Source organism: Lentzea sp. DG1S-22, assembly GCF_036321065.1.
GTDB classification, from domain to species: domain Bacteria; phylum Actinomycetota; class Actinomycetes; order Mycobacteriales; family Pseudonocardiaceae; genus Lentzea; species Lentzea jiangxiensis.
In genome coordinates this window covers 1,488,394-1,513,660 of the sequence record NZ_CP143276.1, presented here as the reverse complement: position 1 = coordinate 1,513,660, position 25,267 = coordinate 1,488,394, and the positions used below count along the sequence as shown (strand labels likewise).

Here is a 25,267-nt window from a genome sequence, read left to right as displayed (position 1 = left end):
ACCACGTCCACGAGATCCGGGGGCCGCAGGGTTCACCGCGTCACCGCACGGGCAGCGGCCTGCCACGGGGCGGGAACCTGAGATCCCGCGGTTCCTCCCCGTCACCGCCGATGATCAGCGCGATCACGTCTCGCCCGAGCAACGCGGCGAGATCGGCGGCCAGCGCCGCCGGCACCGCGCCGCCGACGAGGCGCAGGCCGCCGAGCCCCGGCACGAGCCGTCCCCCGCCGCTCAACGACACCTCACCGTCCCGCACGAGTTCCAGCTCCATCCGGTGGGCGTCGACCTCGCGCCGGTGCAGCGCCAGCTCCGCCCGCTGCTCCCGAGCGGCCTTGTCCGCCCCGGCGATCCGCTCGTCCAGCCAGGCCAGGTAGGACGTCAGATCCGGCTCCGGCTCCGCCATCACGCGTTCGTACTCGGCCACGACCTCCGGCCCCGCGATCTGGCTCACGGACGGCACGGTCAGCGGTCCGCCCGTGACCAGCTCACCGTCCGCGTCGAAGGCCACCACGTACACCCGCGCCGCGTCACCGAGCAGATCCGCGGACACCGGCGTGCCGTCGGTCAGCAGCACCTCGCCGTCGCGGTTGACCAACCCGATGGCGCCGGCCTCGTCGCCGTCCTTGGCGAACGTCGTCACCACCGCCGCGGCGCCGTCGCCACCGCGGATCAGGCGGTCCGCCACCTCCTGGAGCGCGGCGGTGCCCCGGCCCACCCACTCGGGCGCGTGCTCCACCTCCCCGTCGGAGCCGGCGTCCGAGCCGTGCTCGTCGTGCCACGGACCCGCCAGAGTGTCCGTCGGGACGGCCTCATCAGGCTCGCCCGCCCCGGTGGGCCTGCCGGACTCGCCGGCCGGATCGACCGCGGGCGTCCTCACCTCGATCACGGCGCGTCGTCCGTCCGCGATGTCGCCGCGTGACTCCAGCACACCGCCTGACACCGCCTCGACGACGATTTCGCTCGGCTGCACGGTGACGTTGCGCCCTTGCAGCGTGAGCAGGTGCGAGGACAACTCATAGCGCACCAGGTCGGCCGCGCTCACCGCACGCTCCAGCCCTGTCTGCTGCGCTCTGCGGTCACCACGGAGGCCGCCGTTGCCGTAGCCGGTGACGACGATCGAGGGCAAAGGCAGCCCTCGGCTCCTGCGCCACAACGCTCCCCTGGCGACTTCCCTGGCCACCGCGAGGGCACCGCCGTGCTGGTCCGGGGGAACGGTTTTGCTGCCCTGTTCGAACCACACCGTCGCGGGGAACGCGACCTTGGCGTCAGCAGCGACCACCGCGACGAGCGGGTTGGTCACGTGCGGCGTCGCGTCGGGCTCGTGGAGCAACGCCCACTGTTCGTGGAACGTCTCGCCCGGCGCGTTGCGGAACATCCGGAAGTACCACTGGTCGCTGAACCGGGGAAGCCTCAGTTCCCGGCGCATGGCCTCGCGCGCCCGATCTCGCAGCTCGCGGGACGGCTCGGCGCCGGCGTCGCGCAGGTTTCGCAACGCATCCGCGAGCTCGCGCTTGCGCTTGAGTTCCGCGGTCACCGCTTCGTCGTCCGAGCGCGCGATGCGGTTGTCGAGGTCCGCGACGACGCTGTCCAGCTCGTGGCCGTGGTGAGCGAGGTTGTCGGCTACCGCCTGGTCGAGGAGCCTGCGCATCTTGGGTGCGCGCGCGTAGTTCTCCAGGGTGATCTGGGTGCCGTCCGAACTTTCCGCGATCACCGTCGCGAAGTGGTAGCCGAACGGGGATTCGACGGTGCCGCCGCGTGCCGCGTTCACCCGGAGCTCGAGGTCCCCGTTCACACCGGAAGATCCGATCGACGTGACCACGTACGCCTCCCCCGGTCGCGCACGGGCGAACTGGTTGAGTCCGATGTTCCGCGCGAGCTCGTCCATCCGCTCACGCACTCGTTCGTTGCCCGGTGCGTGGTCCAGCGCCGCGCCGTAACGCAAGCCGGGGCGCGGCCGGGCCGCCCGGCCATCGTCCTGACGCACCGCCGACGCCGCCCACGAAGCATCCGCCCTCATAACGTCGCCGTCACCGTGCGCGAGGTCGGCGAGTTGTTGGGCAAGATGGTGCGTGCCGCCCAGCTCGATGCCGCTCGTCACGTCCACGTGCACCGGAACCGCGGCACCGTCCGGGTCGCGCAGAACCAAGGTGGACGGTGTGCCGCCGGCGATCATCCCGGCGAAGTCGCGGCACACGTCGGTGACGTAGCCGTCGATTCGCGGCACGACGCGGTGCAGTGTCGTTTCCGCACCGTTGTCGTCCTTCACCACGACGCCGCCATCGACGACCAGTTCGACCTTGCCGCCTGCCCGCCTCAGCACGTCCTGTGCGGCGGCGAGCACGTCGTCGGAGGCGAAGAACTCCCGCGCCTCGGTCACCGCGCCGTTCGGCCCTGCCACCGAGTTCGTCCCGTTGATCGCGAGCGTCCCGTCACCGGAAACCCGCAGCGGAGGTGCCGTGTGGGTGACGGGTTCGGTCCGCACTGTGACCGTGGGGAACTCCGTGCTCGCCGACAAGGTCATCGGCTGATTGCTCGTGAACGCCGTCGTTCCGTCCACAGGCGTGTAGTCGCTGACCAGCCTTGGGCCGGGCCGAGGTGCGCGGTCCTCCACGGTCCGGTCGGGGTCACCGGCGGTGGTGGTCCCAGCAGGACCGATGAACTCGCCGTTCGCGTCGATCGGAATCGAGTAGACCCGGCCGAGTCCTGGAATGGCACCGCTCGTGGCAGGCTTCATCGTGCCCGCCTGCGGGTCGACCAGCGACACGGTGCCGTGGTAGTTTACCACGTTCCACACATGCCCCGCCGCACGCCGGCCCGGAAGCCCGGCCACCACCGCGTCCGAGCCGTGGCCGCCGCGCTTGACCCGGTCGATCACCTCGGCCAACGCCTGCCGTCCCGAACCCATGTACTCGGCCGCGTACGGGGTCGCCTCGTTGATCGCCGTGCCCGTGCCGGTCAGCCTCCCGCCGGTCGTGCTCGCCCCGGCCACCCGCGGCTCACCGCGGAAGGTCGAGTGGAACGCGAGAGCGGCGTCGACGCAGTTCACCATCCTGCCCAGCGCGGAGCGGGAGCCGTTGATCAAGCCCACCCAGCGCGCGGGGTCCGTGAACCGAGCCCCCTGCGGCACCACATCGCGCAGCGCCCGCACCTCCTCCTGCGAGGGCGGCGTGAGTTGCTGCTGGAGCGACGGCAACGCTTCCCGGGGTTCCCAGGCGGTCACCTCACCGCCCTGCGCGGCCTCGAACTCGTCTCGCCCGCGTTTGGCACCACGCGACCCGGCCTGCTCAGCCGAGCCCTGCTCAGCGGGCGCAGGCACAGCGACAGGCACGTCGGTGCCGGAAGCGTCGGGACCGGCCAGGGTGTCCGTCGCGATCTGGGGCATCGACACGACAGGTCCGAACGGCCGGTCGTTCATCACCAGCTGGAAGCCGATGATGTGCTCCGACCGCACGCCGCCGGGGAAGGTGATCTCCTTCTGGTCCGGGAACGGCGATGCGAGGTCGAGCGTCGCGTTGACGTCGATGCCGCCCGGCGCGCGGAAGTGGTAGACGTACTTGTACATCGACCCGAATTCGTGGTCCGGGTTGGCCTCCTTGAACTTCGACATGGCACCGGGATCACTGGTCGCGCTCATGAACTGCGTGTCCTGGTGCCCGTTGTAGACGTAGTCGATCAAGTGCCTGCCGGTGCCGCGGCCCTTCGGCGCGAGACCGCCCTCGGCCACGATCTGCTGCGGGGTCTTCTTGCTGAAGTGGTAGAGCACCTCGTCCGACGTGCGCCAGCGGGCGTAGCCGTCCGCGAAGGTGAGGTCGTACCCCTCGATCGCGAAGGCGGCGCGATCGGCGGGCGGCACGGCCGACGCGGTCGCGACCTCGGGCAGGTTCTCGGTTCGCCTGTGGCTGAAGGCGACCGGCGAACCGGCCGGGTCGCCGACGATCCATTCGAAGACCGGAGCGTCGCGCAACAGCCTGCCCGCGGGGTCGGAGACGTAGGTGTTCTCCTGCCGCGGGCCGGCGTCGTCGAAAAGACCGAACAGGTTCGCTCCGCCGTGCCACGCCATCGCGGGCTCGCCGTCGTCGCCCAGCACCTGCCAGCGCCCGTCCGGGGACCGGGTGATCTCCTCGTAGACCTCGGCGGCCGCGGAGAAGTCGGTGGGCGGCGGGAACAACGGCTGTTCCTGATCCGCGTTCCAGTCGCCGGCGAGGGTGTCGGTCGGGACTTCGGAGTCCTGGTGGAAAGCCGCGTACTCCGAGTCCGCGTACTCCGAGCCGGAATCCTCGACGTCCGACTCGGAATCCGACCACCTCGAGACCGGGTTCACCGGCACCTGCGCCACATCCGCAGACAACTCGCCGGACTCGGACCGCGAATACACGGACCTCGAATCCGAACTCGACCGCGTCGACGTCGTGCCGGAGGCCGCCGGCGGCCTCGCTTCGAGCACAGCCCGGGGCAAGGAGCCCATGCTGAGCCGCGCCTCACGGTCGTACTGCGCCTGGATGACGCTCATGCGCTGGGTCGCGCGCTCCAACGGGCCGTCCGGAGCAGGCAGAGCACCGGCGAGATCCCTCGGCCTGGTCAGCCGGTTCACCTGCACGGCGTGGTTCGCCGCGCCGAGGAACCCCGTCACGAAGGTGACGCCGTTGTAGTCGAGCAGTTGGTAGCGCCGGTCGAGGTTGTCGGTGACGTAGGCCATTCCGCTCGCCAGTTCGTCGGCGTTGATCCGGTACGGACCGAGCACCTCGACGCGCGGGCTGATCGCCGGCCCGAGGTCGAACGCCTCCAGCCTGCCGCGGAAGTCGGCGAAGGCAGCGGTCATGAACGGAATCCGGTACTCCGGTGAGAAGGCGAACGACTTCGTGTGGCCGTCCGGCAGCCGCACGGTCAGATAGGCGTGACCGAGTTGTCTGCGCATCAGACCCGCGATGGGGTTGGCTTCGCCCTTGTCCACCACGACGGACAGCTCGACGTCGCGCGTCGTCCGGTCAGTCGCCTCTCTCGCATGCCGGTAGAGGTGGCTGACCTGGTCGAGGAACTGCTGTGTCCTCCACGCCCGTTGTGCGGGTGCCAGCCGGGGATCGGTCGGCGCGACGCCGGTAGAACGGCCTGCGACGGACATGTCGTCCGCCCAGGGCGATCGCGTCACGGACTGCCCCTCGGGCCCGTCGAGCCACGACGGCGGCAGGGTTCCGATCCGTGGGCCTGCCTCCACCACATCAGGGTCCGCGACGGAAGCGGAGTAGTTGGACGGCACGGACGCCGGACGCCCACCGGGCAGCGGGACGTCGGACAGCGGCTGCGGCGCGAGCACCATCTCCACCCGCACAGCGCGACGGGCCAGGTCCGCGTCCGCCGCACCAGGCGGTACGTCGCGGCCGTGCGAGATCGCGACGATCTCGATGTCGTCCGGGCTGAGCCGTTGGTTCTGCGGCGTGTTGCGCTGACGTTCACCGAGCAACCTGTCAACCTCGGCACGAGCCCGCGCAGCCACCACATCGGCACGGTGCTGACCCGTGCGCTTGGCGCGCAACTGCGAATTGCCGTAACCGTGCACGTGAACCTGAGGCAGCGGCATGCCGTTGCGATGGCGCCACAGAGCACTGTCCACAACGGACTTGGCGAAACCCTTCACCATGTTCCCGCCGATCCCGGGGAGCTTCTGCTCTCCACGTCCCACCGCGTCCGGGTCCAGGTCCCGGTTCTCGGACATCGGCACCGACAACGGCATGAGATCACTGGAGTTCGCCACGGTCACGACCGCCAGCGGGTTGGCCATCAGCATCGGCTGGTCCGGCAGGTCGACACGGCTCCACCGGTCGAAGAAGGAGTCGCCAGGAGTCCGGCTGTACCTGTTGACGTACCAGGTTCCACCGAGCTTGGGCAGTTTCCCGCCGGCGGCGGCCGTGATGGCGGCGCGCGCGTTCTGCCTGGCCCTCGCCAGCTGGCGTTCTGACTGTTCACGTGCCTCACCCTGCAGGGCGGTGCTCGCGAGCAGGTCCTGCTGTTCCACGATCGCGATCAGCGCCTGCGCGAGGTCGCGCTGTGCCTTGCCTGCGGCCGGGTCACCGGCGAGCGAGTCGCGGATCTCGCGCAGCCGGGCGCTGTCGTAGGTTTCCAGGTTCGCGTCGATGGCGCGGTCGAGCAGCGCCTGGCGTTCGGTGGGCTTCGGTTCCACCTCGAGGGTGAGCTGTACCTGGTCGTCGGCACTGCTGACCGCCACCGAGCCGAAGTGCGCGCCCAGCGAGGAGGACATCTGCGACGGTGCGCCGTCGGGGGTCGGACGCACGTGGTTGAGGCGGTAGTTCGCGTTCGGGTGACCGTCCGCGTCGTGTTCCAGCACTGCGATCGGCTGGATCAGATAGGCCTCTCCCGGTTTGGCCCACGCATGCTGGTTGACACCGAGCGACTGGCTCGCTGTGTCAAGCCGCACGCGGGCCTCGGAACCGGGGATGAGCGCCTTGCCGTACGACTCGCCCGGCCGCGGCCCACCGGTTGCCGCGTCGCCGACCGCCTCGTGCACCGCATGTGGCGTGACCAGGTCAAAACGCCCGTGGTGCGCGGCCTCACCGAGCGCACCGGCTATCGCGTGCAGGCCGAAGAACTCCTGCGCGCCACCGTTGCGCACCTTCGTCAGCGCTGCCAGTTGCCCGTCCGGTGCACGCAGCACCAGCTGTCCGGGCGAGCCGCCGGTGGTCCGCATCGAGAAGTCGAGCCGGGTGGACGCCGAGTCGTCGCCGGGATTCGGCTGGACCATCACGAGCGACGCATCACCGCGACGTACCACGTTGCCGGGTGCGATCTCCAGCTTGAGCTTGGCGCCGACCTCCTTCAGCCGGGCGTTGGCGTCGGCGATGACCTGCGGCGAGGCGTAGAACTCCCGGTAGTGGCCCATCTCATCGGACACCGGCACGGCCAGGGACATGTCGGAGGAGAACCGCATGAGCGGCTTGTCCACCTCGACCCGCCGCACCTCCGGCAGCACCGCGGGGAATCCCCCGCTCTCGCGCAGGTCCGGTTCGTTGTCGATCCGCGTGAAAGGCGGCGTCTCGCCGTCGCTGATCACCTCGTAGTCGGTCGTGGCCGGGCCCCAGCCCGGCTCGGCCGTCGTCTGCTCGACGTCGGTCGAGCCGGCAGCAGGTGTGATGAGGTCGAGCACGCTGTCACCGAACGCGGTACCCGAGCGCTCCGGTGCCCGCGCACCGCCGAAATTCGAGTCGACCGGGTCGAACGTGATGACGAAGTCCTCCGGTGACAGCTCACCTTCCGGGTCGCCGCGGAACTGCGCATGCGAACCTGCAGCCGGCACGGCCCCCGGCGCGCTGCCAGAACTCTCGCCCGTCCGATGCGGAACGAATCCGGGATGGGCGCCACCCGCGAGAGTGGTGCGGCGGGTGCCGAGATCGCGAGCGAGGTCGCGAGAAAGCTGCCGTGCCGCGCTCTCGTCACCGCCGCCGGTGTGCAGCACCTCCGCCACCAGCACCGTGACCTGGTCGATCAGGGTTCGGGTGTGCGCGATCTCCGGCGTCATCTTCTCGATGAACAGGGGCACGCGATGGTCCCCGCTCACGATCGTCGTTGCACGATTGACCAGATCGTCGTACTTGCTCTGCGAAAGCTTGCCGAGCCTCTTCCTCGCCTCAGCCACGCGCTCCCGCAGGCCGGCGGCTGTCTCAAAAGCGCGCAACCGCTGCTCCACCTGTGCCTTGGCCTCCCACCAGGTGTGCTGTTCGATGTCGGCCTTGGCTCGCGCGGTCGCCAGGTCCTGCTCGGCGGCCGTGATCCTGGCCTGTGCCTCATCACGGGCGCGTACGGCCGACATGTGCCGCTCGCTCTCTTGCTTGAGGCGTCCGATCGCGCTCTCGGCAGCGGCCTGTCCATCCTGCAGCGCCGCCGCAGCCTGTTCCAGGACCACCTGCGCGTCGGCATGTGCCGCATCAGCGTCGGCCACCGCGCGGCGCGCCTGCAGCATCGTGCGTCGTGCGTCATGCGCCGTTCGTCGCATGGTCATCTCGTGCTGCACCGCTGCGGAGCGGGCGTCCTTGGCCAGGCGCAAATCCTGCTGTGCGACATTCAACTCGTGCAGCAGCGCCGCAAGTTCGCGTTCATCACGTTGACCTGCGGCCGCGTCGTTCGTCTCGACGAGCGCGGACCGCGCCGCTTCGACGCGTACGAAAGCGGTGTCGACCTCAGCCTTTCGGACCGCGACCTCGGTCGCGGCGGAACGTGCCTGCTCCGTCGCTTCGGTCATGCCCTGGTTCGCGGCGTTGGCGTCGGTCCTCGCCTGGTCCAGCGCTCGCTCGGCGGCGACTGCGGCCGAGGCCGCTTGGTCGGCCGCGATCTGCGCGCGCGCCACATCGATGATCAAGCCGTCCACGCGGGTGTTCGCAGCGGTGACCGCGTCCTGCGCGGCCTTCAGCTCTCCCGCCCGCTGCTCGATGTCGGCAATCGTCCTGGCGAGTTCGGGTGCGACGTCGTTGATGACGTCCTGCGCGGCGCGGCGGGCCTGATCGACGCCGACTTCGGCGGCGCGCCACGCCTTGGCGCCGTCGCGGACGGCGTCCTGCGCGGCCGCCAACCCGGGGTCGACCGGCCGGCCGAGCACCGCCTCCACGTCGCTCAGCGGCATCCGCAGGTCCACCGAGCGCGGCAGCACGAGGTCGTAGACGGCGGTCCTGCCGTCACCGAGGTCGGCGACGAAGCGGTACTCGACATCGACCTCGACGACACCTGTGCGACCTTGCGGTTTGACGTTGCGCAACGTGTTGCCGGTCAGGCCGGACGACTGCGCGTCGGAGTCCTCAGCGAGTTGCCTGGCCTCGACACCACCGGAGGAGAACGCCGGACTGCGCACCGGATCCGGTGTGCCGTCGGCATTGGTCCTCGGGTGGGACGCGGCACCCGACGCGAGGGAGAGCGAGATGTCACCGGTTTCCGCGGTCTTGGTGTCGCTCGTGGTGGCGTGAACGGTGCTCTTCGGCGTCTCGAGGTTGACGGAGTCGCTGAGGGAGTCGAGCCGGGGGTTGACGAACTTCGCGTACACCGCCAGCTTCGCGTGGCCGGACGTCCGGATGCTCGACTCGTGCAGGCCGGGCACGTTCAGCGCAGCGCCGGTCATGCCGGGCAGCTTGGCCTGCAGGTGCTCCGAGCTCAGCACGGACAGCAGCGCGTTGAGCGAGCCGGTACCCTTGCCGATCAGGCCGGCGTCCGCCCCGGCCCGGCGCAGCGCCTCGACCGCGACCCCCCGGACGTCCTTGACGCCCACCATGCTCTCGACCGACGCGGCCGGCGGAACGACCACGGCGTGGTCCCTCTGCCAAGACCCGGCCGTCTCCGCGCGGCCGTCCGCGGCGTCGCGCAGTGCCACCGCGGCACCGGCCCCACCCACGGGCAACGTCGAGCCGTGCTCGACTTTGACGTTGTCGCCGTGGATCCGCACCCGCAGCTCCGTCTCCTCGCCGCGGGCACGCGCCACGACCTGCTCCCCGCGTTCGACGACGAGGTCGAAGCGGACCGGGACGCGGTACAGCGCGGCGGGACCGCTCGCCGCTCTGAGGTGGTTGACCAGTTCCGCGATCGAAGTGGCGGTGGTGCGCTGTGTGGAATGGCCGAGCGAGACGCCCGCGCCACCGCCCACCGATCCGGAGGTGCCGTTCGTCGGGTCGGGGATCCCCGCTGCTGAGCCCTTCACGCCGATACCTGTGCTGGTCCCCGTGCCCTTGCCTTGGGTGTGCTTCGACGACCCTTGGACCGTGTGTTCCACGTCCACGCCGTCGTTGACGACGCGGTCGAACGACGGCGGGCCGGCGTAGGCCTTGAGCGTCACCTGGTAGGTGTTCCTGCCCAGCACCGTGCCGGGCTGGTGCAGCAGCAGCGGAACGCCGCCGTCGAGCGCGCTGTCGATCAGCGCCTTCACCGCGACGGGTGAGGTGAAGTCCATCAGCCGCTGGAGGTTGTTCATCGAGTCGTCCAGCACAGACCCCGGGATGAGGCGGTCCTTGACCCGGCTGCGGGTGTTCTCGTCGGCCTGCCTCGCGAGGTCCGCCACGATCGCGGAGAGGTCGGGGACCTTCTGCAGCACTGCCAGACCGAGACCGCTGGGTCCGCCATCGGCGTCGATCCGCTTGGGTGCGGCCATCACGCCGAACGAACGAGCCGGCGGCTGTGCCACCTCGGGCAGCAGGCCCATCTCCCTGGCGGTCTGTTCGTTCACCCGCATGAAGACCGCGCCGGGCAGCTCGACCGATGCGCCCGCCGTCCCGGGGGTGCGGTCAGGCAGCAGGTTCGTGGTGCGGCTCTCGCCGACGATGTCGAACGTCGCGTCGAGCTGCACGAGGAAGGTCCGGTCCCCGGCCGCGGTGACGACGTTGCGATCGACCGCCCCACCGACCTCCTCGGTGGTCGACGACGTCCGCAGCCACGGCACGAAACGGGCCGCACCGGTGATGCCGCCGAGCCCGGTCGGGGCGGTGACGTTCGGCCGGTTCGAGGTACCCGCGTTGACGGAGATCTCGACACCCCTGCTGCGCGAAGTCGTCTCCGATGCCTTGAACCCACCGGTCGCGGAGTTCTCGGTCGCCGTGGTGACCGACGTGGACACCAGCTTGGGGTTGGCGAGGCGCGCGGAGACGCCGAGTCCGCCCACGCGATCGGCCGCACGGCGGTCGTACCTCATGCCGGTCTCGATGTGCCCGGTGTCGACCAGTTTGCGCAGTGTGGCCTTCAGGTTCTCCGGGCTGAAGAACCTGTCGATGCGGTTGCGCGTCTGCGTGCCCGGGGCCGTCAACGCGGTGTCGCCACCCGCGGCCCGATCGAGCACGGCCACAGCCTCGTCGCGCAGCCGCGCGGAGTTCACGACCGCTTCCACGTGCAGCCACTCCGGCTGTCCGGAGCGTGCCGAGGCCCGGTTCAACAGGTCGCGCACCGTGGTGTGTGGCGGCAGGTCCGTCACCTCGGGGTCGCCGGGGCGGAACGCCGCCGGGTCCGAGGTCAGGGCCGAGCCGTCGGAGACCCACAGCTTCGCCGTACCCGAGATCTGGGGCAGGACCTGGACGCCGCGCTGCTCGTCCTCGCTGAGGTTGCGGGTGATGTCGACCGTTCGGGCGACGACGGCGGGTTCCGGCAGGGTGGTGAACGGGGAACCAGCGGTCAGCCTCCGGAACCAGCTCTGCTTGCGACTGAACGAGGTGATCTCGACCTCGAACTCGACATCGTGTTCGAAGACCTGCGCGTCCGGACTGCCGACGTTCAGCGAGGTACCCGTCGTCTGCGGACCCGCCGTGGTTTTCACCGACTCGGACTCGCTGTACTTCAGAGCGGCGCCCGCCGACGGCGAAAGCTTCGTCGCGCCGTGCACCGCAGAAGTGCCAGCGCGGCCTTCCACTCCCGCGCTCCAGCCCTTGGTCGTGGTCGTGGAGCTGTCGAGGCGGGGACTGGACGAGTACATGCCCCGCACATTGCGCGAGTCGACCTGGCCGAGGTGCTTGCCAGGGCTGACGCGCGCCCTCACGACGACGTTGACGTAGTCGTTGTGGAAGCGGCCACGGCGCTTGAGCTGGACCGCTACGCCCGGCCCCATGAGGCTGTCCATCTTGGATCGCAGCGCCGTCGGCGACAGCTCGGCATCGAGCTTGCGCTGGTTCTGCAGCTGTTCGAGGAACTCGGCAGCGTTGCGGTCGGCGGCGCGGCGGTTCGAGGCGTCCCACCGCGGCAGGAAGTGCTCAAAGCCGGCCAGCTTGTTCAAAGCGGACTCGACCTGCTCCCGCACACGGGACACCGCGGTGAAGTCACCGACCTTGATGTTGCCCGCGGCCAGTCCCTCCGCGAGGTAGGGCGGCTCGAACCGCGGCTGCTCGGTCGGCTGGGCCAGTCCCTGCGGGGTACCCGGCGGGACGCGCAGACCGAGCTCAGCCGCCTCCGCCATGCCGAGGCGGAGGTACGCCGCCACCGTCGTCTTGACCGTGCCGCCGCCGGGTGTGCGCACCTCGACCTCGGCGTTGACCTTGTACAGACCGGTCCGGCCCTTGATCTGGAGACCAGTGCGGTTCTGGGAGGTGCTTCCGGCGGCCGGGGACTCGGTCTTGCGCGCCGAGAGTCCGCCCGTGACGCCGGCACTGCCGACGGACAGGCTCGGCGCGCCTGCTCCGCCACCCGCCGCGACGGACACGTCGAGTCCGCTGGAACTGCCGGTGGACGTCGAGCTGCTGATCACGGAGCTTTCGTGCAGCCGCAGCTGAGCAGTGCCGTGCGTGCCGATCAGCTCTGCGTCGATCAGCGTGGCACGCATGCGCACAGCTCCCGCACTGGCCCCGTCCCGGCTCATCAGCTCGGGCGAGGTGACCCAACCGCCGAGCATCTGGCCGAGGTTCTCCCGCAACGACACCGGGCTGAGGAAGTTCTGCAGTGCCGTCCGGCCGTCGGAACCGAGCTTCGTGGCCGAAGCATGCTTCGGCCACGCGGCCCGCATGCTCTTCACGACATCGGTGAACATCTTGCGGCTGTCGGCGACGGTGACCGCCTCAGGCACGGGGTGCTGCAGCTTCGCCCCCCACTCGGGATCCTCCGGCTTGAAAACACCGAGCCCGTTGTCTCGGTCTTCGAGGTTGCGGAGGTCATCGGGCACCTGCAGGACGACCGCGGTGTCGTTGCCACTCACCACGTCGCCGCCGTCGATGTTGCCCCGCTCGTCGCTCATGGTGATCGTGTACTTCACCGGAACCTCGACGCGGGTCGAGCTCTCGCCCGCGCGGATGATCCTCTGGTCGTTCGTCGACGTGGCGACGGTCGTGGCCGTAGCGGGCTGGGCGAGCGGTGCCCGCACACCCGCGCTCCCGTACACGCCGATCCCCTGGCTGACGGTGGCTCCGACGCCGATGTCCTTGGCGTTGCTGATGATCTTGGTAGCGGAGCTGGCGGCACCCGAGTTCACCCACATGTCAACCTTGGTGGTGGTCGCGGGCGTGCTCGTCGCCGCCGGATCGTCAGACACCAGGAGCGCCGCGACGATCGTGGCCTCCCGCCAGACGTTGCCGACGCGAACCGGGAACGACCGGCCGTGACCGAGGAACGACTCGAACTCGCTGTCCAACGCCCGTGCGATCTCATCGACGCCTTCAGGAACACGGCCTTGGGTGTCGAGCAGACCGGTGACCGCTGAGATGACGTGATCGACACCGCGGACGTCGACGACCGAGATCGAGCCGAGGGCCTGGCCGTCGGTGAAGAACGGCGGCAGCCAGGACCGGGCAGCGGTCTCACCGTTCGTGCCGGTGACGACGATGGTGGGGATGTTCAGCGCAGCAGTGTGGCTCGGCTGCCCGGAGACGTCCATCGGCGCGCTGATGTCTTGCGCCGCCACGACGGCCCGCCGGTCGTCGACATCAGCTCGCGTGTCCTGTGCCGCACTGTTCTGGGCTACCTGGTCGATCGCGGGCGGCGCCGGACGCGTTTGCACCTCGGACCGCGTCACCGTTTCCTGACCGGATGTCTCCTGCATCGACTCGACCGGATCGAACGTGATGACGAAGTCCTCCGGTGCCACCTGCCCTTCCCGATCGCCGCGGAACTGCGCATGCGCGTCCTCGGCCGGCACGGCCCCAGGCACGCTGCCAGAGCTCTCGCCCACCCGATGCGGAACAAACCCGGGGTCCGCACCACCCGCAAGAGTGGTGCGGCGAGTACCGAGCTCGCCAGCGAGGTCGCGAGAAAGCTTCCGGGCCGCGCTCTCGTCACCGCCGCCGGTGCGCAGCGCCTCCGCCACCAGCACCGTGACGTGCTCGATCAGGGCTCGCCGCTGCGCGATCTCCGGCGTCATCGTTTCGATGAACACGGGTACGTGATGGTCCCCGCTCACGATGGTGGTCGCACGGTTGACCAGGTCTTCGTAGTCGCTTTGCGAGAGCTTGCCGAGGTTCTTCTCCACTTCCGCCACCCGCTGCCTCACGCCGGCGGCCGCCTCAGAAATGCGCTGCTCGACGTCGGTTGTCGAGGTTGGTTGCCCGAAGACACCCGTCTGCGCGTTGATGTTCTGCACCACCGTGACGGCCTGCTGGTCGCCACCATTGGCCAGCGCGGTCAGCGCCGTGAACGCGTCAGCGCTGCCTCGGGCCACCAGTTCGGCCAGCGAGACCACGTCATGCAGGTTGTACAGCGCTTCGACCGCCGGCCGATCGCCGCCCGCGGCGAGCGTCTTCAGCCCGCCACGTGCGTGGACGCTGCCTGCGGCGGCGAGCTCAGCCAGTCCGGGTACACCGTCGCGGTTGTACACCGCTTCCAGTGCCGTCTGGTCGCCGTTGAGAGCGGCTGCCTTGAGAGGGTCGACGTTGACGCCCGATGGTGCATCGTTGACGTCAGCCATCTCGTCATCGCTCTGCTCGCTGCCGATGACGTCAACCATCTCGTCATCGCTTTGCGCGATGTCACCAGCCTCCGTGATCTCGACATCGTTGTGCGGAGGGTCGTCGACGTCCATCGCCTGGGCCTGCAACGACTCGGCTGCGCGGAGCTGGTCCACTGCGGCGACGGCCACGGTGTTGCCATTCGCTGCCAGCCTCTCCAACTCGGCACGAGCGATGTCCACACCAACGGCGGCGGCCTCAAGGAGTCCTTGCACGTCATTACCAGCGCCGAGCAACCTCACTGCCTCGCCGTTCGCGGACCTGGCCAGTGCCTTGAGCCGGTTGTACGCATCCGAACTGCCGGCGCGTGCAACCTCGTCCAAAGCTGAAACGTCTTTCTCGCGCGCGAGCGATGCGACCGCCGCACGGCTTCCCTGGACGGCGAGCTTCTTGAGACGCGTGTGAGCCTCGATCTTGGCCGAGGGGGGCTGCGCGGCCGGCTTGGGAACATTTTTGCCGAAGGCCAACGCGGTCAGCGCACCGACGTCCTTGTTGAAGGCCAGCGCGTCCAGTGCCGTGAGGTCGCCCTTCTCCGCCAGCTCACGGAGCTGGGTACGGGCATCTTGGTCGCCGTCCTTCGCCAGCTTGGTGAGGGCGGTGAAGTCACCGTCCGCGGCGAACTTCCGGACCGCCTCGTACGCGGGTCCTTCCTTGATCGCCGCCATCACCAGGCTGCTGACGTGTCCCACACCGGCGAATGCCGCGACCGCGTCACGATTGCCTTGCCTGGCCAGCGTACGCAGCTGGTCCTCGGCCCCGTTGACATTCGCCTTCGCTAGTTCGACCAGTCCGTCCACGTCGGAGAGGTCGTTCAGGAAGCCCAGGGCGTTGGCATCGCCCTTCGCAGCCCTCGCACGCAGGCTGTCGCGAAGAGGGGCCACCACCTCTGGATTCCCGTTGTCGGCGAGGCTCTTCAACAGACCAACGGCCAGGCCGTTCACCACGGGACCGGACGCGATTTGGGTTAGTTCGGTGACGGCCAACTGGCCCATCTTCTCCCTGACGCTGCCAGGGTCGCCGATGCTCGCGATGCGGTGCATCGACTGCAGATCGCCCTCTGCCGCCAAAGCCACCAATGCGGTGAAGGCGAGCGGTTCGCCACCGCGAGCCAAGTTCGTCAGCACCTCGAACGAGGCGCGATGCCCTTCCTTCGCGAGCTGGATCGTCGCATCCAGATCACCTGCCGACGCTCGCTCGAACACCGTCGGCACCGGCGTGGACGGACTGTCGGCAGGCGGTGCGTACCTGGTCTCGGGGACGATCTTCGTGCTGCCGGTGAACCTCTGCCCGATGTGCCACATGTCCCGCGGCCACAGGGCGGACTCCAGCCGGTTCTCCCAGGACATGAGCCCGGAATCGTTGTCGACCACCCTGTTGGAGACCTCGGCGACAGGCTTCCCCGAAGGCCCCACGTGCTTCGCACCGTACGGCAGGTGCTGGAACACCATGTTGTTCTGGTAGGCGTCGAAGAGGCCGAGGCCGTAGTGCCCGAGTTCGTGCGCCAAGGTTTGTGCGTGGGCGTGGCTGCTCCACTTGTCCTGGAAAGAGCGTGAGACACCCGGCAGCACGTTGATGTGCTGGTACGCGGCCGCCGGATCGTCCGTGAACTCCAGCCTCAGGTGGAACTGGTCGCCATCGGGCATCCGGTAGCCCTGGTTGTACATCCAGTCCACGCCGCGCAGCGCGTCCCGCTTGAGGACGTCGAGCGTCGCGGCACCGACACCGGGGGCCGGGATCAGCCGCACTTTCAGCGTGAACTCCTTGACCCAGCGGCCGCGCTCGACCTCGATGCGGCGCACGTCGTGCCGCACCGTCTCGGTCACCAACGCCAGCTTGGGCCGCAGGAAGTCCTCCGGGTTCTTCACCGAGCCCGGATCAACGCCGTCGGGCAGCTTCGTGGCGACACCGGGCGCCATCGATGACTCCATCAGGACTGCGGTGAGCTCGTGCTCGATGTGCGCGAAGGTGTCGGGGTCGTCGCTGCGCAGGTGTTCCCACTGAGAACGGTGCAGCGGACGGGCCAGGGGCTCCATCCACTCCGCCTTCGGCCCCGGGAAATGACGCCAGCGAGCGTCGTCCTGGACGGTGACGGACGGGGTGGTAGCGCTCTGGGCGTTCGGCTGGCCGAAGGCGGACGACTGCGGCTGGCCGAAGGCGGACGGCTGCGGCTGCCCGAAACCGGACGACTGTGGCTGACCGAAACCGGACGACTGCGGCTGCCCCTGAGTGAGCACTGCGGCGGCCTGCTGGTTCCCGCTCTCCGCCAACGACTCCAACGCGGTTCGCGCATCGAGGCTGCCTGCGGCCACCGCCTCGGTGAGCGAGTTGACGTCCTGGTGCTCGTACAAGGCTTCGACGGCCTCGCGGGAACCGCGTACCGCCAGCGTCTTCAAGGCGACGTGCGCGTCCTCGTCCCCTGTGAGCACCAGCTCGGTGAGCGAGGAAACGTCCTCCAGGTTGAACAGGCTTTCCATCGCTGTGCGATCACCGTTGCCCGCCAGGGACTTCAACCCGACGCGCGCGTCGGTGTTGCCCACACCCGCCAATTCGGTGAGCGCCCCGACACCGAACCTGGTGTACAGCTCCTCCACCGCTGCCCGGTCACCGTTCAACGCCCTCGCGGTGATCTCGTTGACGTCCGGGGAGAAAGCGGGACTCAGGTCAGCCTGGGTCTCCGCGTCCTGTGGGACGGTCTCGGGACGGGGGTCCGCGTAGACCAGCGACGGCGGTTCACCAGGACTGAAGCGGACAAGCGGTTCGGCGTCGGGCGCGGTGCTCCGGTGACGGGAGACGATGTCGTTGAAGATCTTCTCCTGGAAGAAGCCCTCCGGCTGCCAGTACATGTGCGCGCCGTGCTGGACGCCGATGTCGCGCTTGGTGAGCAACCAGACCGCGAGGTCGTAGTCGTCCACGGCGAGCGACGCGCCGTCGTCAGGACGGCGGATGTGGTAGACGTCGTGGTCACCGGTGACGTTGTTGAAGCCGTCCGGCGTGTTCGCCTGCACCACACCGTTCTCCACCCGGTAGCGGCCCTGCGCTTCCAGGTCCGCCATCTCGGCGGCGAGCGCGGTGAACTCCTGCTTGCGGCTGTCGTAGCGCTGCCGGATGCGCCGGTGGAGCTCCGCAGGAACGTCCGTGAGATCAGGAGTCGCCGGATCGAAGTAGCCGACCAGCCCGATCTGGTCGGGCGTCGCACCGAGCGGTACGTCGAGGCTGCTAATCGTCTTCGCCTTGATGTCCGGCGGTTTGGGGGTGGCGCCGTTCGCCAGCCACCGCACCGAAGCCGGGTTCGTCGGGCGGACGTCGTAGACGAGGTTGAACCTGTCGGCGAGTTTCTGGAACCGCCGCTGGTTGACCTCGGGAATGCCCAGCTCCGTCTCCAGCCGTTGCGGTGTCAGCGGTCCGCTGTCCGCCGGCCGCTCGGACGACCAGTCGCCGTCGCGCAGGTGCGGCGGGCGAGGCGCGGTGTCGACCACCATGTCGAGCTCGTTGAACAGCTCAGCCACGAACGTGTTCGCGGTCCGCGGGATCGGGACGTCCAGCTTCGGCGCCGGGGCGGGATCAGCCGTGTTCCTGAACGGTGACTCACCCGTGGACGTGCCGTTGTCGCCCTTCAAGCTTTCCAGGGCAGCGCGCGCGTAGTCATCGCCCTTGCTCGCAATGGCGGTCAGCGTGTCGATGTCCCGCTGGTGCACCAAGTCGTCGATCGCGGCGCGATGTTGGTGCTCGAGCGATTCGACGGCCTCGCGGTCGCCTGCCGGCGCCAACTGCTTGAGCGCGCGGACGGCGGTCGGGTTGCCGGACAGCGCGACCTCGGTCAACGCGCTGACGTCCGAGTTCTGCATGAGCGCGACGACCGCCTCACGGCTGCCCCCGGAGGCCAGGGCCATCAGTTCGGTGCGAGAGGCCTCGTTCCCTTCGGCTGAGAACAGCCGCAGCGTGTCGATGGCGACGGGATCACCCTGCTCCGCCAGGGCTTTGATGCCTTCGAACGCCTGCCACCGGTCACCGGCAACCTGCGCGAGCTGCTCCACCTGACCGGACTCGACGAGCTCGACCACCGTGACAGCGCCGGACGCGTCACGGTCACCGCCCTCCGCGAGGTCCTGCAAGGCGGTGATCGCGTGCTGGTCGCCTCCGAAGGCCAGTTTGATCAGCGTCGGCACGTCGTGCATCTCGACGACCTCGGCGAGCGCGGCGCCGTTCCCGCGTCCGGCCAAGTCCTTGAGCGCGTCGTAGGCGGGTCCCGGCTCGCCGTCGGCGGCGATCACCAGGCCGTCGACGTCCTCGAGCTCACGCAGCTTTCCGACCGCATCGGGGTTGCCCTTGTGAGCCAACTCGACCAGTCCACCGTGAGCGCGGTCTTGCTCACCGGCCAGACCGACCAGCCCGTCCACGTCCGGTTGCGCGATCATGATGCTCAAGGCCTCGTCGTCGCCGGCCTGAGCGTGCTGCCGCAGCCGGTCGCGGGCGGCCGGATCGCCGTGCCCGGCCAGTTCGGTCACGGCGGCGAAGAACCCGTCCGACGCCAGGTCGTCCAGCAGCGCCTTGGCCAGCCTGTTCGGCACCTGCTCGTGGCCGAGCTGCGACAGCAGCTGGACAGCGGTGATGCCGCCGAGGCCGGTGTGGGTGTCGGTATCACCGGACCGGGCGAGCACGTCGAGCGCGTGCAGCTCCCCCTGTCCCCCCAGCTCCACGAGTGCCTCACGGGCTCGCTGATCGCCCGTCCTGGAGAGCTCACCGAGGTCTCGCAGCGAGTCCGCGTGCCCCTGGCCCGCGAGGACGATCTTCGCCTCCAGGGCACCGCCGGCAGCACGCTCGAACACCGACGACGTCGTCACGTCGTTCGAGGGCGGCGCGTACGGGGTCTCGACGATGATCTTCGTCGTGTCCGCCAGGTTCCGTCCGATCTGCCACAGCTCCCTCGGCCGCAACACGGTGTCGGGCCGGTACGACAAGGACATCAAGCCGCTGTCCTCGTCGTTCACGACCCGGTTGGCCACCTCGGCGACCGGATTGCCCTCTGCGTCGCGGTGCTGTGAACCCGCTTCCTTGTCCTGCAACGCAAGGCCGTTGCGGTAGGCGTCGAACAGCCCGAAGCCGGAATGGCCGAGTTCGTGGGCGAGGTCCTGCGGATTGGCACCAACGCTCCACGCGTGAACGTCGAAATCGTCAACGTCCGGTATGACTCGCACGATCTGGTGCGACTGCGCCTGGTCGTCGGTGAACTCGATCCGCACGTGGAACTGGTCGCCGTCGGGCATCCGGTAGCCCTGGTTGTACAGCCGGTCGACACCGCGCAGCACGTTCTGCCGCAACGTGGGCACCCTGGCCGGGTCGACGCCCTCCTGCACGTCGAGGTGCACCTTGAGGGTGAACTCTTTGACCCAGCGACCGGGCTCGACCTCGATGCGGCGCACGTCGTGTCGCACCGGCACGATGGAGCTGTCCAGGACCGGACGCGGGCGGCCCTGCTCGTCCGCTACGAACTCCGAGTCCTTCTTGATGCCGACGAGTTCGGACTCGACGCGGGTGTAGGTCGAGGGATCCTCGCTCCGCAGGTGTTCCCACTGGTCGCGATGCAGCGGACGAGGATCCGGCGTCATCCAGGCCGCGGCCCGACCAGGGAAGTGACGCCACGACTCGTCGTCAAGCATGTTGTTGTTCTGCAGTGCGGTCTTCAATTCGTCGATCTTGGCCGCGTCGAGCTCGACCCCCAGTGCCGCACCGAGCAGAGTGCTGTTGTCGGTGACGGCCCTGATGAACTGCTCGACACTGCCCCTTCCCCCAGGCAGGACCTGCGCGTCGCCGAGGACCTTCTGAACCCAGAGCGCTTGGTCGCCGACACCGGTGCCGAACACCGGAGTGCTCGCGATCACGTGGCCAAGCGGCGGCGCGTCCAGCTTCTCGACGAGGGCCGCGTACTGAGCCAAGTCGAAGCCGCGGGTGTAGCCCTCGTCGTGGTTGAAGAGATTCGCGATCATGTCAGGGTCCGTGCGCAACCGCAGTGTGCTGTTGACGGTGGACCACAGCTGCTGAGCCCAGTCGGTGAACCCGGCGCGGCTCTCCGGGGTGCTGAGATCGCCGAACTGCTGCTGGACCGTTTCGATGATCGGCCGGCCGAACGTCTTGTCGAACGACCTCGCGACGGCTTCGAGGCCGTGCCGCTGGATCAGCGAGGCGACCTGATCGGTTCTGGTGTCGAGCACCACGGAGGCGTGCAACAGGTGCAGGCCTGCCTCGGAATGCGCATACTCCTGCGGGTTCGACCGCAATCGGGCCTCGACGGACTTCGCGAGGTCCGAGGCGTTGGCCATCGCATCTTCGATCAGCGCCGCGAGCCGGTTGTCCACCTCGGCCTGCACCGAGGTGCCCGCAGCGGACTCCGCCTCCACTTCAACGGACGCCGAGGCGTCCGCAGCGGGCAGGGCCTCGATGGCCTCGTCGAGCCGGTGGCGTGTTCCCACCGTCGCCTCGGGGGCGGGCACCGCGGGCCACGGGTTCGACAGGATCTCCGGAATCTGCATGACGCTGACGACCACCGAGCGACGTCTGGTGGCCAGGTCCGGGCCTTCGGTGCGCGGATCGTCACTGCGCCCGCCGGAGACCACAGCCGGGTCGAACGCGGCCACGTCCAGCAGGTCACCGCGCTCCGTCCCCAGCCTCGTCCTGCGGTCGAACTCCGCTTGCAGCGTCGTCCTGAGAAGGTCCCGCACCGCCTCCGCGCGCGCCAGCCCCGTCCGACGGCCATGGATGCGCGAGTTGCCGTAACCGACGATCGCCACCTGCGGCGCGTGCCCGCCCGCCCGGCGCCGTTCGACCGACTCGTCGAAGAGGCCGAGAGCCAGCGCCCGCACCTGTTCTGAAGTCTTCGCGTCCAACGTCTTCGAACCTTCGGCGAACACGATTGTCGTGTGTGGTGCCGGAGGGGCCGGCACCGGACGGTCCCCGAAGCCTTCCTCCCAGAGGACGTCGTGCTCGCTGTCGGTCAGTCGCACCATTTCCACGCCGTCGTCCTGCGTGGTGCCCGGCGACGTCTCGGTGAAGTTCTCGTCGAACCTGTCGAAAGCCTCGCCTGGGCTCTCGTCGCCGTCGTGGAACACGCGGACGTCGGCCTCGGAGGCGAAGCGCACCCGGCGCTGCGGACGGTCACCGGAGGGGCCGTCGACCGGTTTCTCCTTGTCCGCAGAGGACACGGGCTCAGCCGGAGTGGACGGAGCGACGCCTTTGCCTCCGGCCACAACAGCCAGGTCGTCCTCCAGGTCCCACGGGCCAGGCTCCGGACGCGACCGCTCCACCTCAGCCAGGTCGTTCTCCAGGTCCCATGGGCCAGGCTCGGGTCCCGATTCGGAAAGGTGCTGCTCGACCAGTCCGTCGAGAGTGGAGATCACCTCGTCCGAACTCCAAGAGTGCCGCTGTTCCGGTTCGCCAGGCGACTCGGCCGGCGAACCGACGGGTGATCCCATCGGCGGGGTTTGCGGTAGCTCGGGAACGACGGTGCGAGCGCTGTTCCAATCGACCAACGCGACCGCGTGCTCATCGGGGAACAGACCGTCGACAGCGACGTTGGCCCTCAGGTCCTGCTCGGTGACCGGCGACAGCCTCCGGTAGCGACCGAAGTTGTCGTCGTAGGTGAGCGATGGATCGGCGAGGTTCGCCGCCCGCATCACTTCGTGGTAGGTGTGCTGCCCGGTGGAGAGCATGAAGCCGATCAGGCCGAGCCGGACCAGCTCGAGGTCGATTCGCGCCTTCCACCGTTCGTTCACCAACCGGGCGAGGTTGAGCATCAGGAACGTGGACCCCGAGGTGCCGGTCGTGACCAGGCCACCGGTGTGCTCCGACTCCCGGTGGAGACCACCGCTGAGCACCATGTCCATCCGCTTCTCCGCAGGCGCCCACGTCAGCACACCGTCCTTCACCGCGAGCTTGCGCTCCCGCGGGCTCAGCGGCGGCACGACCTCGTCAGGGTGCACCGGAATCCTCATCCGCGACTCGGCGTTGGCCTGTCTGCGCGCCCGCTCCTCCGGCGGCGCGGTGACGTCGCGAACGGCTTCGGTGAACGCCTTGTCAGCCTCGGTCGGTCTGCGTTGCGGCCGTTCGTCCTGGATTCCCGGACTGCGGTCGTGCAGTGTGGGCAACTGCTGGATGAGCTGGTCACCGCGAGCAATCGACCACAACAGGGTGATGCGTTCACGGATGTTGCCTTCACGCACGACCTGCTGGTTGACGGCGGCACCGGTGCCGACCGCACCCGCGGTCAGCCCCTCGGTCTCGCCGAGCTCGCCACGCCGCCTGCCGTCGACCCGGCCCCACACCTCGTTGACGAAGTGGCCGAACGCCTTCTGGACGTCCTCACGCTGCACCAGGTAGAGCGCGAGGCGCTGTTCGTACTCCCGCGAGCGGCGCTTGAACTCCACCCGTACGTCGAACCAGCTGCGCGCGAGGTCGCCCAGGTCGGACAACCGCTGCGGAGCCTGGTTCTCCGGTGTAGTGACCGGGGTTGACGAGGCGGACTGCTCCGGGGTGTTGCGGAACGGGTTGGGCTTCGGCGCCTGGTCCGCCTTCGACGTCTGTGCCGATGCGGGTGTCCGCGCCTGGTCGAGGCGGGGCGTCGGCGGCTCGATGCCTGCCTGTGCCACTCCGGTGTCGCGTCGCGGGGTCGGGGCCGCGATCGAATCCGGCGCGGTGGTGGCGGCAGTGATGTCCGGCAACGGGGCGCGCTGGTCGTCCCGCCTCGCGGAACGCTCCACCTTTCCTGCCGTCTTCGACGTGCCCGGCGAGGCCGTGACCGCGTCTGCGGACTTGCCGGTGCCGCTCCCCTGGTTCGTTCCCTGGGCCTGGCCGTTGGCCGGGGCGGCGGGAGTCGAGGCAGCGGGAGCCGGGGTGGCGATCTGCGTGCTGGACGCGCCGACCGCGCCGTCCTCACCGGACGATCGACCGGTGGAGACCGGTTCCATCACGAGATCGGGAATTGAGCTCGCGGTGGCGACCGGTGCCACGACCGGAGAGGACGTGCCGGCGAGGGGCGAGGTGCTGTTCTGGGGCGAGCGGCCGTCGGCAGAGGGACCGGACGGGTCGGCCTCGGCAGGCGCCGGTTCGTCCAGGCTGGTGGTGGGCGGTGCCGTGACCATCTGCTGATCCGGTCGCTCACCGGTGGCCGTCTTCGCGTCCGTTTGGACGGGTTCCGCAGCAGCCGCCGAACTGGTCGGCGATGTCCCGGTCCCGGACGAGTCCGCGCTGGCAGGTCCAGACTGCATGACACCGTCCTGGGACGGGTCGGAAGCCCGGGGATCCCGCTGGCCCGAACCCGTCTGGCCCGAACCCGTCTGGCCCGAACCCGTCTGACCTGAGGCCGTCTGTCCAGGTTGGACCTGCCCGGGTCCTGTCTGCACGAGCTGTGGTGCGATCTGGCCGGGGTCGGTCGTGCCGCTCGTGGCGCGCTGATCGGCGTTGGGCGTGCCGCCGGTGAGGTCGTCGCCGGACAGCACGGTCACGCCGTCGCCGGGTGCACGTCCCGTAGCGCGTTCGGCAGGTGGTGGGGTGCCCACCGCGAAACCGTCCACAGAGGGCGGTACGGCCGACGGGCCGGTGGGGTCGTCGTCATCGGGTGTGGTGGTGCCATCCGGCGTGATGCTGTCGTCCGGCTCGTTGACGTCGCCGATCGGACCCTCGACGGCTTCTGGAACTCCGACACCGGCCAGCGGACCGTCGCTGTCGTCGTCCGGCGGGGTGCGGTCGGAGTCCTGCTCCGGGCCGTCGTCGCGGATGGGGTCGTGCAGGCCGCTTTCCTCGCCGGCCGGCGTGTCGGTGGTGCCGCGAGGCAGCGTGCCGGTGCTGCCGGGAGGAGGAGTGCCGAAGCCGGAGTTGTTGTCGCCCTCCGTGCCCACCGCGACGCCGTCGGGCTGCTCGTCCTCCGGGCGTGGCGCCACCGGCGGTGGAGTGGGGGTGCCGGTACCGTTGTGGATGTTGAGCAGGTGCGGCAACTGGTCGCCCAGGGCGTTGACCCCGCCCGAGATCCCTCCCGACGTCGCCGAATACGGGTTCAACTCGAACCCTTCGCCGATCATGAGGTTGTACAGCGCCTCCGTGAACGACTCGTGGAACGCCTGGATCCCCATCTCGGTGATGGCTTTCGGCAGGTCGTTGTGCCAGTCCCTGCCATCGAGGACCTTGCCGAGCGCCTTGTCCAAACCGTCTTTGGACAGCCGGTTGATGCCGTTGCCGAGCAGGCCGAAGAACGGGGCGAGCGCGCCGCCCAGCGCGCCGACCGCGGTACCGTCCCTGGTCTTCTTCCAGTCCCAGTTCTCGCGGGTGCCCATGCCGAACTGGATGCTCTGCGCGAGCACGTCGATCAGGACCTGGAACGCGATGCCGAACGCGACGGCCTGTGCCAGCTGGAGCACGAAGCGGCCGATCAACGTCTTCAGCAGCCACCGCACGACCGAGATCCGCGCCGCCAGCCACGCCATGCTCGCGCCACCGGTCCAGAACGCCATCGCCGTCGCCCACGCGATCTCCGCGAGGAGCGTGCCCAGCGTGATGATCGAGACGATCTTCATGTACTCGACGTCGAGTGCCAGGTCGCGCAGGAACTTCGCCATCTTGTTGAACTGGTCGTTCGCGGTGGCGAGGTAGTTGTTCGCCCCTTCCACGAACGGGCTCATGCGCATGGCGAAGGCCTGCTCGGCCTGGCCTTCGAACTCAGCCCTGATGGTCACCACGGCGTGCCGCATCTCCGGTGCCAGCTCGCTGGTCAGCCGCGTCGCCGCGGTCTGCCAGGCGTCAGCGAGTGCGCGCAGCTGGTCCTCGTTCGCATCCGGCCACTCCTCGCCGGTGAGGACCTGGAACAGCGTGCGCACTTCGTCGGAGACCAT

At 69.2% G+C, this 25,267-nt stretch carries 1 protein-coding gene; it reads right to left on the bottom strand.

The genetic code is table 11. The features are described from left to right. Window positions 1-40: 40 nt before the first annotated feature. On the bottom strand, window positions 41-25,267 hold the full coding sequence (locus V1227_RS06480; RefSeq protein WP_329791563.1) for a WXG100-like domain-containing protein: 25,227 nt from the start codon (window positions 25,265-25,267) through the stop codon (window positions 41-43).